General features: G+C 52.8%; 16 protein-coding genes and 1 tRNA gene. 14 read left to right on the top strand and 3 right to left on the bottom strand.

The features are described 5' to 3' along the window. Positions 1-66: 66 nt before the first annotated feature. Positions 67-1,020 carry a cysteine synthase A gene (gene cysK, locus AC52W5_RS04715; RefSeq protein ID WP_495670208.1) on the bottom strand — a complete coding sequence of 318 codons (954 nt, stop codon included), beginning with the start codon at positions 1,018-1,020 and terminating at the stop codon, positions 67-69. A 181-nt stretch (positions 1,021-1,201) separates the two neighbouring features. On the opposite strand from cysK, the gene aroA reads away from it, so the two are divergent. The 7 genes from aroA to AC52W5_RS04680 all read left to right on the top strand — a co-directional run bounded on the left by aroA (position 1,202) and on the right by AC52W5_RS04680 (position 8,096). After that, positions 1,202-2,566, top strand: a complete 1,365-nt coding sequence (gene aroA / locus AC52W5_RS04710; protein ID WP_495670162.1) for a 3-phosphoshikimate 1-carboxyvinyltransferase — start codon at positions 1,202-1,204, stop codon at positions 2,564-2,566. Continuing rightward, complete coding sequence (gene cmk / locus AC52W5_RS04705; protein ID WP_495670161.1) at positions 2,563-3,252, top strand: (d)CMP kinase; 690 nt, start codon at positions 2,563-2,565, stop codon at positions 3,250-3,252. The genes aroA and cmk overlap by 4 nt, the downstream gene beginning before the upstream one ends. Positions 3,253-3,612: 360 nt before the next feature. Continuing rightward, the gene (rpsA, locus tag AC52W5_RS04700) at positions 3,613-5,328 is read left to right on the top strand and encodes a 30S ribosomal protein S1 (protein ID WP_074974767.1); all 1,716 of its coding nucleotides are present in this window, start codon (positions 3,613-3,615) and stop codon (positions 5,326-5,328) included. An 8-nt stretch (positions 5,329-5,336) separates the two neighbouring features. Further along, positions 5,337-5,621 (top strand): integration host factor subunit beta, encoded by a 285-nt coding sequence (locus AC52W5_RS04695; RefSeq protein WP_011381373.1) that lies wholly within the window; start codon positions 5,337-5,339, stop codon positions 5,619-5,621. Between the two features lie 35 nt (positions 5,622-5,656). Further along, the gene (locus tag AC52W5_RS04690) at positions 5,657-6,040 is read left to right on the top strand and encodes a LapA family protein (protein WP_495670160.1); all 384 of its coding nucleotides are present in this window, start codon (positions 5,657-5,659) and stop codon (positions 6,038-6,040) included. A 44-nt stretch (positions 6,041-6,084) separates the two neighbouring features. Next, positions 6,085-6,804, top strand: coding sequence for an orotidine-5'-phosphate decarboxylase (gene pyrF / locus AC52W5_RS04685; RefSeq protein WP_495670159.1), 720 nt, complete (start codon positions 6,085-6,087; stop codon positions 6,802-6,804). Between the two features lie 704 nt (positions 6,805-7,508). Then, entirely contained in the window at positions 7,509-8,096 is a 588-nt protein-coding gene (locus tag AC52W5_RS04680) for a CBS domain-containing protein (protein WP_113067532.1), read from the top strand. Positions 8,097-8,200: 104 nt separating this feature from the next. Here AC52W5_RS04680 and folB read toward each other — a convergent pair whose 3' ends face one another. Continuing rightward, on the bottom strand, positions 8,201-8,560 hold the full coding sequence (folB, locus tag AC52W5_RS04675) for a dihydroneopterin aldolase (RefSeq protein ID WP_495670158.1): 360 nt from the start codon (positions 8,558-8,560) through the stop codon (positions 8,201-8,203). Positions 8,561-8,645: 85 nt separating this feature from the next. Between folB and plsY the strand changes: the two genes are divergently transcribed. Next, on the top strand, positions 8,646-9,254 hold the full coding sequence (gene plsY, locus AC52W5_RS04670; protein WP_495670157.1) for a glycerol-3-phosphate 1-O-acyltransferase PlsY: 609 nt from the start codon (positions 8,646-8,648) through the stop codon (positions 9,252-9,254). Positions 9,255-9,334: 80 nt separating this feature from the next. Here plsY and tsaD read toward each other — a convergent pair whose 3' ends face one another. Continuing rightward, the gene (gene tsaD, locus AC52W5_RS04665; protein ID WP_495670156.1) at positions 9,335-10,393 is read right to left on the bottom strand and encodes a tRNA (adenosine(37)-N6)-threonylcarbamoyltransferase complex transferase subunit TsaD; all 1,059 of its coding nucleotides are present in this window, start codon (positions 10,391-10,393) and stop codon (positions 9,335-9,337) included. A gap of 142 nt (positions 10,394-10,535) precedes the next feature. Here tsaD and rpsU point away from each other — a divergent pair, with 142 nt between their 5' ends. From rpsU to AC52W5_RS04635, 6 genes are all read left to right on the top strand, one after another. Further along, positions 10,536-10,748, top strand: a complete 213-nt coding sequence (rpsU, locus tag AC52W5_RS04660; protein WP_004179462.1) for a 30S ribosomal protein S21 — start codon at positions 10,536-10,538, stop codon at positions 10,746-10,748. A 60-nt stretch (positions 10,749-10,808) separates the two neighbouring features. Next, entirely contained in the window at positions 10,809-11,255 is a 447-nt protein-coding gene (locus tag AC52W5_RS04655) for a GatB/YqeY domain-containing protein (protein WP_495670155.1), read from the top strand. Positions 11,256-11,403: 148 nt separating this feature from the next. After that, on the top strand, positions 11,404-13,191 hold the full coding sequence (gene dnaG, locus AC52W5_RS04650) for a DNA primase (protein WP_495670154.1): 1,788 nt from the start codon (positions 11,404-11,406) through the stop codon (positions 13,189-13,191). 206 nt (positions 13,192-13,397) lie between these two features. After that, positions 13,398-15,500, top strand: a complete 2,103-nt coding sequence (rpoD, locus tag AC52W5_RS04645; protein ID WP_495670153.1) for an RNA polymerase sigma factor RpoD — start codon at positions 13,398-13,400, stop codon at positions 15,498-15,500. A gap of 58 nt (positions 15,501-15,558) precedes the next feature. Beyond that, positions 15,559-15,635: transfer RNA gene (locus AC52W5_RS04640), tRNA-Ile, on the top strand. A gap of 488 nt (positions 15,636-16,123) precedes the next feature. Continuing rightward, the gene (locus AC52W5_RS04635) at positions 16,124-16,855 is read left to right on the top strand and encodes a DUF4393 domain-containing protein (RefSeq protein ID WP_495670152.1); all 732 of its coding nucleotides are present in this window, start codon (positions 16,124-16,126) and stop codon (positions 16,853-16,855) included. Positions 16,856-16,971 lie beyond the last annotated feature (116 nt).

Below are 16,971 nucleotides of genomic sequence, written 5' to 3'. Positions count from 1 at the left end.
AATATTCCTTCATTTACATTTATTATCACTCAACGTGGCTATTCCTGAGCCTCCTAAGCGTGCCTCCTAAACGTCCTCAAAAAGGTTGGAGCTCAGATAGCGTTCTCCTGAATCCGGCAGAACGACAACAATGGTTTTTCCGGCGCTTTCCGCTCGCCTCGCATGATTTAACGCGGCTGCAACCGCTGCGCCGCATGAAATCCCCGAAATAATGCCTTCTTCGCGTGCAAGGCGACGTGCATAGTGAATCGCATCTTCATTGCTGATCTGCTGTACATCATCCACGAGAGAGAGGTCCAGATTTGCAGGAATGAACCCTGCGCCAATTCCCGGAATTCGGTGAGGTCCGGGTTTCAGCGGTTCACCAGCCCGATGCTGCATGATCACCGGGCTGGCAGCGGGCTCAACGGCGACCGAGATGATGGACTTTTTCTTCGTCCCCTTTATATATCGCGAAACACCGGTAATGGTGCCTCCCGTGCCCACGCCGGCAACAAAAATATCGACTGCCCCGTCGGTATCGTTCCAGATCTCCGGTCCCGTGGTGCGCTCGTGAACGGCAGGGTTGGCCGGGTTGGAAAATTGCTGAAGCAGGAGGTATCGGCCTGGATCGGAAGCAACGATTTCTTCGGCCTTCGCCACCGCGCCTTTCATGCCCCGTGCGCCCTCGGTCAGAACCAGTTTTGCCCCGTAGGCGAGAAGCAGCTTGCGACGTTCCAGACCCATGGTTTCGGGCATGGTCAATGTCAGTGGTATGCCGCGCGCAGCTGCAACAGAAGCAAGGGCGATGCCCGTATTGCCGCTGGTAGGTTCCACCAGTTCTATTCCGGCACAAAGCAGTCCGCGATGCTCCGCGTCTTCGATCATTGCCGCGCCGATACGGCATTTTACAGAATAAGCGGGATTACGGCTTTCGATCTTGGCCAGTACCGTTGCCGGGGCGCCATCCGTGACGCGATTAAGCCGAACCAATGGCGTGCGCCCGATGGTCTGGGAATTATCTTTGAACCAGTGCGGCATTTTCAATGTCAATGCGTCCTTCCATACACGGATTGTCCGGGAGATACTGGAGATTCGAGCATGATCTGCTTCCCGGGAGCCAATTGGCTTATTATTTATTCGGAATTGGAGGTCGATTATAATAGCGGGTTTTATCGCCGGACTGGCTGTTTATCGATGAAGACAATCTCTAAGGCAGCGTGTGAAATTTATTGACCTGCCGGTAGTCGGGCGTGCTCAGGGTATCGTTCGCTTGCCTGGCTCAAAGAGCATTTCCAATCGAATTTTGTTACTTGCTGCGCTGTCGGAGGGGGTAACCGATATATGCGACCTGCTGGCTTCCGATGATACTGCCCGCATGCTCGATGCGCTTTCCACTCTGGGTGTATCCATCCTTCAGATTGGTAAAGACCATTATCGCGTGCAGGGGGTGGGAAGCCAGTTTCCCCTTCGTTTTCCTACAACGGAAGCGGACCTGTTTTTAGGGAACGCAGGGACCGTTTTCCGTCCATTGACAGCCGTGCTGGCGCTTGCTCAAGGGCACTACTGCCTGTCTGGCGTGCCGCGAATGCATGAACGCCCCATTGGCGATCTGGTCGACGCTCTACGTCAAGTGGGCGCGAATATTACCTATCTCGGGAAGGAAGGTTTCCCGCCGCTCCAGATCAAACCCGGGCAGATCCATCCTGGAGAAATGACGGTAAGGGGCAATGTATCGAGCCAGTTCCTTACTGCCCTGTTGATGGTACTGCCTTTCCTGCGAACAGAAATGGATGTATTGCCGACCATCACCGTGACAGGGGAACTGATTTCGCGACCCTACATCGATCTTACCATCGCCTTGATGGCGCGCTTTGGGGTGCAAGTGGAGCGGGAGGACTGGCGACGCTTTACTGTATCCCCAGACCAGCGCTATCGGAGTCCTCGTCAGGTATTCGTCGAGGGTGATGCGTCCTCCGCCTCCTATTTTCTTGCGGCCGGCGCTATCGGGGGAGGGCCCGTACGCATCGAAGGCATAGGACGTGATAGTGTCCAGGGAGATATTCGCTTTGCCGAGGCGCTCGAGCAGATGGGAGCGGATATCAGATTTGGCGATAACTGGATCGAAGCAAGCGCTCCCGGATCCGGTAGCCTGCAAGCAATCGATCTGGACTGCAACCATATTCCGGATGCAGCGATGACGCTTGCAGTGACAGCCTTGTTCGCGCGGGGAAACACCGTTCTCAGGAATATCGCGAGCTGGCGCGTAAAGGAAACTGACCGTATTGCAGCCATGGCGCAGGAATTGCGCAAACTCGGCGCAGAAGTGGAGGAAGGGCACGATTTTCTGCAAATCACGCCGCCCGCCGGGGAACTGATGGCGAATGCGGCTATTGATACCTATGACGATCATCGCATGGCAATGTGCTTTTCTCTCGTGTCTTTTGGCGCGTCTGTTCGAATTAATGATCCCCAGTGTGTCTCAAAGACGTTTCCTGATTATTTCGAAAAATTTGCGGCCATCATCCATGCCGATCCAGCCCAGGGTAAATTCGCCACCCCGGTCGATTCTTTTGATATTTTATGAACGATAAGAATATTCAGGATATTCCCGTCATCGCGATTGACGGTCCTTCTGCTTCCGGCAAGGGCACCGTAGCGCAACGGGTCGCCGCAAAACTCGGCTTTCACTATCTGGACAGCGGCGCGCTGTACCGTCTGGCGGCGCTGGCCGCAATGCGATCGGGAATCGAACTGGGGGATGAGCATGCGCTGAGTGGAGTCGCTGCACATCTGAATGTCGTTTTTGCAGATGCGGAGATACACCTGGACAATGAAAACGTCACGGATGCAATACGTTCGGAAGAATGCGGCAATGCGGCGTCCAGAATAGCCGCTTATCCTCTCGTTCGCGCGGCGCTGCTGGAACGACAGCGCGCATTCTGCCAGATTCCGGGTCTGGTAGCCGACGGGCGCGACATGGGATCGGTCGTGTTTCCCGCTGCCATTCTCAAAGTATTTCTCACGGCGACTGCTGAAACACGTGCTCAGCGGCGTTATAACCAGTTGATGGAAAAAGGGATGGGTGCTAATATTGCCACCCTTTTGCAGGACATACGGGAGCGTGATGCGCGGGATAGCAATCGCAGCATTGCGCCATTGCAATTAGGCACAGGGACACACTTGCTGGATACCACTTCACTCGACATCAACCAGGCGATAGATCGCGTATTGAGTCTGTACGCTGAAATTTCTGCAAAAGGACCCATTTGAGCATGTCGTGTAGAGAGGTTCTATCCGTCAAATCCTATAAGCTTGCCCTCGCTTGGCTTCAAGCGCTCCTGAGTGACAGGAACACGTAAAAAATCCATTTCCCGGACCATTTTGTGTTTTTTCACATTCAATCGCATCGAATGCCGGGTAGCTGGATTCAGGATGAACCAGAGCAGGAAGTGCAGTTGAAGCCGGATATTTCGAATGTCCGGGCAGTTGAAACGTCGGTAATACGTAATACGAGTGCTGCCATATCGTTATGGGCTCTCAAAAAAGAGAACCCTCCAGGGCAGTTATTATTAACCTTAACCCCATGAAAATCTGCCGGTTTTGATGGGACCCCACATCAGGGTTTTTACAATGGCTACTGTTTCCCCCGCTGTCGATTCTTCCGAAAGTTTTGCAGCGTTATTTGAAGAAAGCCTTTCCCGTCAGGAAATGCGTATCGGTGAAGTCATCACCGCCCAGGTCGTCCGGGTCGATTACAACATTGTAGTCGTAAACGCTGGACTCAAATCAGAGAGTTTCATCCCCGTCGAGGAATTCAAGAACGACAAGGGCGAAGTTGAAGCCAAGCCTGGCGATTTCGTCAGCGTCGCCATCGAGGCGCTGGAAGATGGCTATGGTGAAACCCGCCTGTCACGGGACAAAGCGAAGCGCCTTACCGCCTGGCATGATCTGGAAGCTGCGATGGAAAACGGCGCGATCGTATCGGGTATCGTGAGCGGCAAGGTCAAGGGTGGATTGACTGCCATGATCAATGGCATTCGCGCCTTTCTGCCCGGCTCGCTGGTGGATATCCGGCCGGTCAAGGATACGACTCCTTACGAAAACAAGGAGATGGAATTCAAGGTTATCAAACTTGACCGGAAGCGAAACAACGTAGTGGTGTCTCGCCGCGCAGTGCTGGAAGAAACCCAGGGCGCCGACCGCCAGACGTTGCTCGCCAACCTGACCGAAGGTGCCATCGTCAAGGGTATTGTCAAGAATATCACCGATTACGGCGCATTCGTGGATCTGGGAGGTATAGACGGCTTACTGCACATTACCGATCTTGCATGGCGGCGGGTGAAGCATCCCTCCGAGGTCATCAGCGTGGGTGATGAAGTAACCGCGAAAGTCCTTAAATTCGATCAGGAAAAAAACCGCGTCTCGCTGGGCATGAAGCAATTGACGGAAGACCCGTGGGTAGGATTGTCACGACGTTATCCTCCCCATACCCGGCTGTTCGGCAAGGTCAGCAATCTTACTGATTACGGTGCGTTTGTTGAAATCGAGCAAGGCATTGAAGGCCTCGTGCACGTTTCGGAGATGGATTGGACCAACAAGAACGTGTACCCGTCCAAAGTGGTGCAATTGGGCGATGAAGTGGAGGTAATGATTCTTGAGATCGATGAGGAACGGCGGCGCATCTCGCTTGGCATGAAGCAGTGCAAAGTGAATCCGTGGGAAGATTTCGCCATGAATCATCAAAAAGGCGACAAGGTGCGTGGCCAGATCAAATCCATTACGGATTTCGGCGTCTTTATCGGATTGCAAGGCGGGATAGACGGGCTGGTGCATCTTTCCGATCTTTCCTGGAATCAGCCGGGCGAAGAAGCCGTGCGCAATTACAAGAAGGGTGACGAGGTCGAGGCAATGGTATTGTCCATCGATGTGGAGCGCGAGCGTATCTCGCTTGGCATCAAGCAACTGGAAGGCGATCCCTTCAACAGCTTTGTCTCAGTTCACGACAAGAATAGCATTGTCAAAGGTACGGTAAAGTCGATTGATGCGAAGGGCGCCGTGATTTCACTCGAGAATGATGTCGAAGGCTACCTGCGCGCCTCAGAGGTGTCGCGCGACCGGGTTGAGGACATTCGCTCTCATTTGAAGGAAGGTGATGTGGTCGAGGCGATGATTATTAACGTCGATCGCAAGAACCGTGGCATTAATCTTTCCATCAAGGCAAAGGATATGGCAGAGGAATCCGACGCGATGCAGAAGGTGGCAGGTGACGCATCCGCCAGCGCGGGAACCACCAGTCTGGGTGCTTTGCTCAAAGCCAAAATGGATGTTAAGAATACGGAACAATAAAGGGCGTCATGACAAAGTCTGAACTGATCGCGAGGCTTGCAGCTCGCCATCCTCAACTGGGAACAAAAGATGCCGAGCTGGCAGTCAAGGTTATACTTGACGCGATGGCGAAGAGTTTGTCACAAGGACAGCGTATTGAAATTCGCGGATTTGGCAGTTTCGATCTGAACTACCGTCCTCCGCGTGTCGGGCGTAATCCGAAATCGGGAGAAAAAGTCCGGGTACCGGAAAAATACGTCCCTCATTTCAAGGCAGGAAAGGAAATGAGGGAGCGGGTGGATCAGAAAAACTGAAAAACACAAATTGAACGGATGGATATAATGGCGGCATGATTGAAAGATCATGCCGCTTTTTTATGCAGGGGGAACGCGCTCGCCGATTGCGTGCGCGGTGTCGTCCTGGTTTGAGCAATGCTCCTGATGTCAACCCAAGTTCTTTTCCGGAAAAACTGATCATGCGCTATCTGATATGGTTCCTGCGGATTGTGCTGTTTCTCCTCCTGCTGGGCTTTGCCGTGAGAAATGTCGAACCGGTAACGCTTTATTATTACTTCGGTTATGAATGGACGGCACCGCTGGTACTGGTAATATTGTTTTTCTTTGCTCTCGGGGTGGCGCTTGGCGCAGCAGGCTGCCTCGCCATCGTATTCAGGCAAAGACGGCAACTCGCCTCATACCGGAGAAAATATGACGTCCCGGACGCTCATCTGTAAGTCCACTATACCTTCCTGTGATTTCCGTTCCCGATAAATTGCGTATGAATGATCCCCGTATTATCGTCGCCCTGGATTTTCCGGACTCAATGTCCGCACTCAATCTTGTAGCCCGCCTGGATCCCTCGCTATGCCGGCTTAAAGTCGGCAAAGAGCTCTTCACCGCTGCCGGGCCGCAGCTGGTGGAAACGATGATGGGTAAAGGTTTCGAGATCTTCCTCGATCTGAAATTCCACGACATTCCCACAACCGTGGCAAATGCGTGCAGGACAGCCGCAGCCTTGGGAGTGTGGATGATGAACGTGCATGCGCTGGGTGGAAGAAGAATGCTGGCAGCAGCGCGTGAAGCCGTGACGCCGGGAACAGCCAGGCTCATCGCAGTGACGCTGCTGACCAGCATGGATCAGAGCGATCTCGATGAGGTGGGCCTGAAGGGCGAACCGCAGGACGTGGTGCAGCGTCTTGCATCGCTTACACGGGATTGCGGCCTGGATGGAGTCGTATGTTCCGCGCTCGAGGCGTCCAGGCTGAGAAAGGCGATGGGTGCGGATTTCTGTCTGGTCACGCCGGGAATACGGCCAGCCGATAGTTCTCCGGATGAACAGCGGAGGATATCAACCCCTCGTCAGGCGATTGAGAACGGATCGGATTATCTTGTTATTGGCAGACCTATTACCCAGGCGACTGAACCTGTGGAGATGCTGAGCCAGCTGAACAAGGATATCGAAGATATCAGGGATGTCAGTCACTTCGATAATTTCTGAGAGAGATGAAGCCTGTGCCCAGAATCTGTCGAAGGGCTTGCTGATTCAGAAAAAATCGTTATCTATTTCGCCCACAAGTCGGATCTGGCCTCGCGCTTTTTCTTTCGGTTTATCCGGCTACCCTCGAAGTCACCCCAGAGTTTGTTTTTATTTGATTTTGCATGCTTTACCATCCTGGTAGTGGCAGGTTCAAGCCAATTATCAAATTCGGCAGTATTGAGATCGAAGCCCCTGTATGCGTTTTTCATATACTGTTCTCCACGAGAGAAACTGTCGGATAGAGTAGCAATTACTGAACGTTCTAATCGAGCCTGCCGCAAATCGCAAACCGGAACAGATCCATCGGTCCCATCTCTGCGATAAGCGTTAGGGGAATCTTCTACAGTTTGGCTACGCGCCTCTGTTCGCTTTCCCACATAAGTCGGATCGAGCAGGCGCTGACAGTTTTTGCGCTCGCGACAGATTTTTTCTGCCGGGAAGCACGGGTAGCGTTGTACTCCAAATGAAATGGATGAAAGGCTGGCGAGCCGGGCAGAGCGTCTGGCGTGATGAGAAGCTCTTTTTGCGGTTTGCTATATTCCGACGCTACAAAAAGTCGCATTGACCCTTTGTAAAGGTGGGCGTAGAGTTAGATTCAGGGGAATGCTTGGATTCGATTTCACTGATTTCAAGCGTATTCCCTCTCTAACGTGGAGGATATCGTTATGTCCGACTATCATCTCCTCCCGGTGCAGCGTCTCACGGGCGCTGTACGGGTGGCAACGCCAGTCCAGCCTGCACCGGTAACTCTGACATCACCCGCGCTCGTCGTAATGACCGACTTACGGCATATTCCGGCCGCTGTAATCGAGCCGGATGTGACCATGGAGTCGGCTAATGCCTATATGATGCTGCGCGGAATACGATCTCTGCTTGTGTTGAATGGGGACAAGCTTCTCGCAGGCATTATCACAGCGACCGACATTCTTGGGGAAAAACCGCTGCGTTTCATTCAGGAAAGGTGTGTCAAGCACAATGAAATTCTTGTTTCCGACATCATGACCCCTTTGGATCGGCTGGAAGCGATTCACATGTCAGAAATCCAGCATGCAAGAGTCGGAAATATCATCGCCAGCCTGTGTGACACCGGGCGGCAGCATACCCTCGTAATAGAGAATGGGGTGGATGGCGCGCCCACCGTTTGCGGAATTTTTTCCCTGACGCAAATCGAAAAGCAACTCGGGACTATCATTCCTTCAGTGGAAATTGCCAGGACCTTTACCGAAATAGAGGCGGCGCTCGCGGCAGGCTGATGTCTTATTGATTCGGCGAGCAAACAGTACAAACGTCATACCGGCGAAAGCCGGTATGACGTTCAAAGCAGGCCATTATTGGTTTGAGCTGGGTTCCGAGGCACTTAACCGCCGCACGATCCGCGTTCGATGCGCACGCCTACTTTTTTTACACCGCGAATCGCGCTGAGTTTCGCCACGCTTACCTTGATCCACGGTGATTTGAATTCGAGCAGGATGGTCTGGGCGATGTGCTCGGCCAAGGCTTCAAGCAGGGAAAAATGTCTTTCGGAAAGGATCTCCTGAATGCGCTGCACAATAAGGGCATAATCCAGCGCATCCTCGAAATTGTCGGTCTGACAGGCCCGGCTTGCAGGCAATGCGATCTCCAGATCAAGCTGGATCATCTGCGCAACTTTGAGCTCCCACGGGTAAATTCCAATCAGTGTTTTAACTTTGAGTTCGTGCAGGAAGATAATATCCATTGTTAAGCATTAAAGCACCGGCGAGCAACATTGCCGAAGCTGTTTTCAAGTAGAATCAGCAGGGGATTTTATTCTATTTGCAAAAATGACGCTGATAGCTTTGGTTCTGCCAGCATATTTGCTGGGCTCGATTTCCTTTGGCGTGCTGGCGAGCCGGTTCTTTCAACTGCCTGATCCGCGCACGTACGGCTCCGGCAATCCCGGCGCCACGAACGTCCTTCGATCCGGGAAAAAATCCGCAGCGATATTTACATTGCTGGGGGACGCAGGGAAAGGCTGGCTTGCGGTCGTGCTGGCGGAGTATTATGCACCCTTTTTGGGCCTGGGTAACGAGGCAGTTGCGGCAGCGGCCCTGGCGGTTTTTCTGGGCCACCTGTTTCCCATGTTTCTGCATTTCAGGGGTGGGAAGGGAGTGGCGACCGCGCTGGGGATACTGCTGGGATTCAATCCCTGGATGGGATTGCTTGCGGTCACCGTCTGGCTCGCAGTAGCGGTAATCTGGCGTTTTTCATCGCTGGCGGCAATAGCGGCAGCAGGCCTGGCGCCATTCTATGCCTTATTTTTTCTCGGCTTCGAAGCGCGCACCCTTGTTGTTTTCATCATGTCCCTGCTGCTCATCTGGCGGCATAAGTCAAATATCGCCGACCTGATCGCTGGCAGGGAATCGCGTATTGGCAAGCGCAACACCTCTTGAGGGATGCTGCGCAACCCGCCTTCCCGGCTATGTCCGGAGAGCAGAGCAAGTCCGAAAACCGATGGCATCTTGATGGCATCTTATGTGTCCTGGCCAATTTTTTCCTGCATTTCCAGATCCCAGCGAGCGTTTATCGTAAACCTGCCGGGCTTTAAACTCTCGGTTTCTCCAGATTCCAAGCCAGATTCCAGGCGCATCGCCCCTGCAAATGCGATCATCGCGCCGTTGTCGGTGCAGAATTCGAGTTTGGGATAATATACCGTAGCGCCAATCGTTTCCGCCCTGCGGTCGAGATTGCTTCTCAGCTGGCGGTTTGCTCCCACCCCGCCGGCCACCACCAGTTGGGTAAGTCCCGTTTTTGCAAGGGCTGCAAGCGATTTCTCGGTCAGCACTTCGACCGCCGCCTCCTGGAAAGCCTGTGCGATCGCGCCGCGACTCTGCGATGTCATCTCGTGTTTGTTCACCAGTGTCAGCACCGCTGTTTTGAGACCACTGAAGCTGAAATTGAAATCGCCGCTGTGGAGCATGGGACGTGGAAGCTCGAAAGGCAAGGATTGGCCTGTCCGGGAAAATTCATCCGCCAGTCGGGAAAGTGCGGGGCCCCCTGGATAACCCAGTCCGAGCAGCTTGGCTGTCTTGTCGAAGGCTTCTCCTGCCGCATCATCCACAGTTTCGCCAAGCAATCGGTATTGCCCCAGACCGGTCACTTCCATCAACTGCGTATGGCCGCCCGATACGAGCAGCGCTACGAATGGAAAAGCAGGGGCAGGGTCGGAGAGCAGAGGAGATAAAAGATGGCCTTCGAGGTGGTGAATCCCGAGCACGGGAACTTTGAGCGCAAAGCCAAGCGCGGCTGCCACGCTTGCGCCTACGAGCAACGCGCCCGCGAGCCCCGGACCCCGAGTGTATGCGATGGCCTCCAGGTCTTGCAGTGTGAGGCCGGCTTCGGCAAATATCTCCCGGATGAGGGGCAGCAGCCGCCTGATATGGTCGCGGGAGGCGAGTTCCGGAACCACTCCGCCATATTCCCCGTGCATTTCAGTTTGGGAATATAGCGCATGGCTCAGTAGGCCCTGCCGGGTGTGATAAAGCGCGACACCCGTTTCGTCGCAGGAGGTTTCAATTCCGAGTACTAGCAATTGAGGTAGAGAGAATCAGATTCTTTACAGGAGTTTTTTAGGAATTGTTACTTGTTATATAATAGCGGGCTGTCTATATTTAGACGAAGACGAGTCGTCACTTTTTATTGATCAACATTTTCAGGAAAGGAACCACATCTTCATGACCACTATTAAAGTCAAGGAAAACGAGCCCTTTGAAGTCGCAATGCGCCGCTTTAAGCGGACGATAGAGAAAACAGGCCTGCTTACGGAGTTGCGTGCCAGGGAATTTTACGAAAAACCGACCGCTGAGCGCAAGCGGAAGCTGGCAGCAGCAGTAAAACGTACCTACAAGCGCCTGCGCAGCCAGTTGCTTCCACCGAAACTTTACTAGTTCAAGTCAGTCGAAAAATAAAAGTTATCTGTAAATCTCTGTAAATTCTGTTCGGCCGCCGTGAGTCTGAAACAGCAAATAACCGAAGATATGAAAGCCGCGATGCGAGCGGGTGAGGCGCGGCGGCGTGATGCCATCCGGCTGTTGCAGGCTGCGATAAAGCAGCGTGAGGTGGATGAGCGCAAAGAGCTGGATGATGCGGCCGTTGTTGCCGTTATCGAAAAAATGCTCAAGCAGCGCAGAGACTCCATTGTTCAATATGAAGCAGCACACCGGCAGGATCTCGCAGATGCAGAGAAGTATGAAATGGAGGTGCTGCAATCCTACATGCCTCAGGCATTGAGCGATACCGAGGTGGAATGCGCTGTCGCTGAAGCGATTTCCACTGCCGGCGCCAAGGGACAACAGGATATGGGGCGGGTAATGGCGCTGCTCAAGCCCAGGCTTTCCGGGCGGGCGGATATGAGCAAAGTATCTGCTCTGGTCAAGACCAGACTCGCCGTCTGACATATCGCTTGCGGCCTCATTGAGGTAGCGGACTTCAATTGCAGGTACTGCGTGTATCAAAAGTGGGATGTTCTTTTCTCACAAGTGAGTTTCAAGTGAGTTTTCTGCCCGCGCTCCACTCTCCATATGCTTGCCTGATCTGTCATAAATGATTTCACAATCATTCATTCAGGAACTGCTCGACCGGACAGACATTGTCGATGTCATCGAGCGCGACGTGCCCCTCAGGAGAGCAGGCGCGAACTACAGCGCCTGCTGCCCGTTTCATAGTGAAAAAACCCCCTCCTTCACGGTAAGCCCCACCAAGCAGTTTTACCATTGTTTCGGTTGCGGTGCCCACGGTAATGCCATTGGTTTCGTGATGGAGTACGGTGGCATGCACTTCGTGGAGGCTGTGAATGAACTTGCGGCTCGAGTCGGGCTCCAGGTCCCCGTGCAACAAGCTGAAACGGGGCCAGGGTCTCAATCGGATTCTGCACAGGCAAAGCCGGACAGAACAGAGGGAACAGAACATTCCCCGGGTGCGCTGCTTGAGGCAATGAAGGTTGCCGCGCGTTTTTACCGGGAGCAACTCAAGCTTTCGAAAAATGCGATTGACTATCTGAAGCAGCGCGGCCTGACGGGCGCAACCGCTGCGCGTTTTGGTATCGGATATGCCCCCGCAGGCTGGCAGAACCTGCACGCTCCATTCTCCGGGCAACCGGAGAATGTCAGGAAACGCCTGCTGGTACAGGCCGGGTTGATGGTCGAGGGCGATGGGGGCAAGTGTTATGACCGGTTTCGCGATCGCATCATGTTTCCCATCGTCAATCTCAAAGGGATGATTGTCGGATTTGGGGGCAGAGTGCTGGAGAAGGGGGAGCCCAAGTATCTCAATTCCCCGGAAACGCCTTTGTTCCAGAAAGGCCGCGAACTCTACAATCTCTTTGGCGCCCGGCGTGCGATCCGGGAAGCGGGAAAGGTTATCGTAGTGGAGGGCTACATGGATGTAGTGGCTCTTTCCCAGTATGGAATCGAATACGCGGTAGCTACCCTGGGCACTGCCACCACGCCTTACCATATCCAGAAGCTGCTGCGGCAGACCGATAATATCGTCTTTTGCTTTGATGCAGACAGTGCTGGAAAAAAAGCAGCCTGGCGCGCCCTGGAGGACAGCCTCGCACAGCTTGCCGACGGCAAGAGCATCAGTTTTCTTTTTCTGCCAGAGGGGGAGGATCCTGACAGTTACATCCGCAACCATGGCAGGAGCGCCTTCGAAAAACTGCTTGAGCAAACATTGCCCCTATCTGTTTTTCTTTTCAGGGAACTGTCGGCGCGAGCCGACCTCAAAAGTAGCGAGGGCCGTGCCAAGCTGGTGCAGGATGCCAAACCCTTGCTGGGGCGAATTACTGCACCCGGGCTTGCATTGATGCTGGTGAAGCGATTGACGGAGATCAGTGGTCTGAGCGAGCGGGAGTTGGAGGGTATTTTGAAGATCAGACGGGTTACCGCTTTTCCGGTCCACGAAAAGCCTTCCCGTCCGAAGCCTGTTTCTCCCTACGAATGGCTGCTCCAGGTATTGTTGTACCACCCTGTCTATATCCAGAAGCTTGACAGGGAGCTGCTTGCGTATGACCAGAAATATGAGAAAGAAGTAGCAGCGCTGGCGGCACTGGTTGAATTTATCGACGCCCACCCCCACATGGGAGAAGGTACGGCGATACCTTTGATGGTTGTTTATTTTCGCGATAGTCCCCATCGGGCGCTCCTTGAGCAGGCGGCAAGCAAAACACTGGGCTGGGACGGCGAGATCGACCTGGAAGCGGAATTTGCCGGAGCGATGGCGCGATTACATGAGATGAAACGCAAGCAACGCATGGTAGTGCTGCACAATAAATCCCTGAGCGCCCTTACCCTTGAGGAAAGGCAAGAGCTTCAGCGAATGGGGATGCCCTGAAGCAGAACTGCCAGCTGTGGCATGAATGCGAGCATGTTCTGATATAATGGAAAAATTTTACTTTTCAACGAGAAGAACTCGGAAAAGAACGTGATCAAACCCGGGCACAAGTTCAAGCAGCGGTAAAAGCAAAGACGGCTGTGTCTGCCGAAGTTTCGAGTCAATCTGAGGGCGAGGTTCGGATGGCAATCAAGGAATCTGAAGATATGAAGAAGCTGTTGAGAGCGCAGGCGAAAGAAGCAGCAGCAAAAGAACTGACGAAGGTGGATGAAGAAATGTTCGAAAATGACAGTGAAACGGAAACAGATTCAATGGCTAAAGCTCCAGAGCAGGTGATCGAGATTGCGAAGGCAGTGATGGCGGCAAAAGAGCCTGCCCTCGCCAATGGCAAGATCGCAAGATCAAAGGCGGTCAGGGAAGGAAAAAACTCCCAAGCCAGGGATCCGGAAAAAGCCACAGCCTCCCAGGAGCTCGAGGCGCGCCGCCTGCGTCTCAAGAACCTGATCGTGCAGGGCAAGGAGCGCGGCTATCTCACTTACGCCGAAATCAATGATCATCTTCCCGACGACATGCTCGACGCGGAGCAGATCGAGAATATCATCAGCATGATCAACGACGTCGGGATTTCCGTTTATGACGAAGCGCCCGACGCAGAAACGCTGCTCATGTCTGAAACCGCGCCTACCGTGGCCGATGAGGATGTGGTGGAAGAAGCGGAAGCCGCGCTTTCCACCGTGGATTCGGAGTTCGGGCGCACGACCGACCCTGTCCGGATGTATATGCGCGAAATGGGTTCGGTGGAACTGCTGACGCGTGAGAGCGAAATCGAAATCGCAAAACGTATCGAGGACGGCTTGAAGCACATGATCCAGGCGATTTCCGCCTGTCCGACAACCATAGCCGGAATTCTCGAACTCGCCGATAGAGTGTCGAAAGACGAGATGCGTGTCGATGAGCTGGTGGATGGGTTGCTCGATCCCAGCACGGAAGAAATTATCAGCGAAGAGATTTCCGATGAATCCCTGGAACAGGAATTGAACTCGGACGCAGGAGAAGACGACGATGTCACCGCAGTTGCAAATGCCAACCTCCTCAAGCTGAAAAATGACGCGCTGGAGCGTTTTGAAGTGATTCAAAAGGCTTATGACGAGATGCAGAAAGTGCTCGAAAGGAAAGGGTCGGGCAACAAAGCCTATAAAGACATCCAGGAGCAGATTTCATCCGAGCTGATGGCTATCCGTTTCTCTGCCAAAATGGTTGAGCGACTGTGCGATACGCAACGCGCGCTGGTGGATGAAATGCGCGGTTACGAGCGAAAAATAATGGAGCTTTGCGTAAGCAAGGTGGGAATGACGCGTAACCACTTCATCAAGACCTTCCCCGGTAACGAGAGCAACCTGAACTGGGTGGATGAGGAGATTGCGCTCGGAAAGCCCTACAGCGCCGCGCTGGAACGTTATCGCCCCGAGATCGTGGAACAGCAACAGAACCTGCTCGCACTGCAAAAGCAGGTAGGTATTCCCTTGAAGGAACTCAAGGAAATCAACCGTCGCATGTCCACGGGCGAGGCGAAGGCGCGCCGCGCCAAACGTGAAATGACCGAAGCGAATTTGCGACTGGTGATTTCCATCGCCAAAAAATACACCAATCGGGGATTGCAGTTTCTCGATCTCATTCAGGAAGGCAACATCGGCCTGATGAAGGCGGTGGATAAATTCGAATACCGGCGCGGATACAAGTTTTCTACCTACGCAACCTGGTGGATTCGTCAGGCCATCACGCGTTCCATCGCGGATCAGGCGCGTACCATCCGTATCCCGGTGCATATGATCGAAACGATCAACAAGATGAACCGCATTTCCCGCCAGATCCTGCAGGAAACCGGGCAGGAGCCGGAGCCCGCCATCCTCGCGCAGAAAATGGAAATGCCGGAAGAGAAGATTCGTAAAATTCTCAAGATTTCCAAGGAACCGATTTCCATGGAAACCCCGATTGGAGACGACGAAGATTCTCATCTCGGAGACTTCATCGAGGATTCAGCCACCATGGCGCCTGCGGATGCGGCGGTTTATGCCAGCCTGCGCGATGTTACGAAAGATATACTGGATTCGCTGACACCGCGTGAAGCAAAAGTACTGCGCATGCGTTTCGGCATCGAAATGAATACCGACCACACGCTGGAGGAAGTCGGCAAGCAGTTCGATGTGACGCGCGAACGCATCCGCCAGATCGAGGCCAAGGCACTGCGCAAGCTACGCCATCCGTCCCGTTCCGAGCGCCTGCGCAGCTTCCTGGATACTGAAGGCTGATCAGCCTTCAGTATCCAGTTCAATACAATTCCAGGTTAAGAGTTTTAAAGTTGTAAGAGGGTCTGTAGCTCAGTCGGTTAGAGCAGGGGACTCATAATCCCTTGGTCGTTGGTTCGAGTCCAACCAGACCCACCAATAAATATGCGGCCTTCAGTATGGGGGCCGTTTTTATTCTTCTCCTAGGCACACTTTTGGCACACCGGGCCGAGAGAAATCCCTTCTTCACGCCCTTAATCGTGTCACTCGACTGACTGCAGTAAAGTCCCTTTCATCCTGGCCCCTTAGTTGCGTGCACATCACATGTCGTGGGTTATTCACGTACCCGTTCTCTTCATCTCTTCTTTGTTTCTCCTTTTTCCATCTTCGCACCCCCCTGTTCTTTAACTATCTATCGTTCAGCTCGATTCAGCGATTGAGATCATAGGACTTAAATGCTCGCAAGGGAAAATCGTTTATGTCATCGTCACCTGGGCCGTCGTAGTCATCTATATCCATATCGCCTTCCAGATAAACCTGTAACCTTTACTTCATCAGTGTTTAACTAGAATTGGGCACTTGTGTACGCACCTCACTGTACAATCTACGGTGAGTGACGACATGGCTGGGGATTAAATAAAATAGCCGTGGAAGAACAACTTAAAAACGTAAAAGAGGGAGTTTCGGTGATTGTTGAGGTTATCAAGGCCGCAGGTGATAATCCGAAGGTAAAAGAAGCCGGAGGTGAGCTGGGTAAAACGGCCCTTACCCTTACGAAAGCTATCAACAATATATTACTTCCAGTGGCTGCAGTGAACTTTGCTTTCGATAAAGCTAAGGTGTATTTTGCCAACCAGTTCCCGATCGACATAGCACAGAAAGCGGCCGGTATTCCCCAGGAAAAAATCGTTGAACCAAAAGCTTCCATTGCAGGGCCTGCACTTCAAGGTCTTGCCTTCTCTCATGAAGAAAAAGATTTAAAAGAAATGTATTTAAATCTTCTTGTTTCGGCAATGGATGATCGCGCGGGGAACCTAGCACATCCTGCTTTTGTTGAGATAATTAAACAGCTCAGCGCAGAGGAGGCAAAATTACTTCAAACGGTGCTTGCTTCGGATTATTCCTTTCCTATAGCAGAAATTTACTTTACGCGAGATACGGGTAAGTTACACCTCACTGTAAATACACTTTATCGTCACCTGCTTGATTCAAGAGATGAGAAACTACAACCTATCGAGGCCCCATCTTTACCCGCAATGGTAGATAATTGGATACGGCTTGGACTCGTTGATGTTAATTATCAGCGAACGCTCGTTGACGAAGATTACAGTTGGATTGAAAGGCGTCCCGAATTTATCTCTGAGGGTAATAAAGTGTAGTAGTTTAGATTTGATCGGACAGTAGGGCCTTGCGAAAAGCGGGGTTACCCGGTTTGATAGAGGTGCGAATCTTTATCAAATTGAGCGCTGAAAGCGCAAAGGAGTAACCCCATGAG

Source organism: Nitrosospira sp. CT (genome assembly GCF_059489795.1).
Note: the sequence above shows the minus strand (reverse complement) of the source record. Positions and strands in the feature narration are given on the sequence as shown.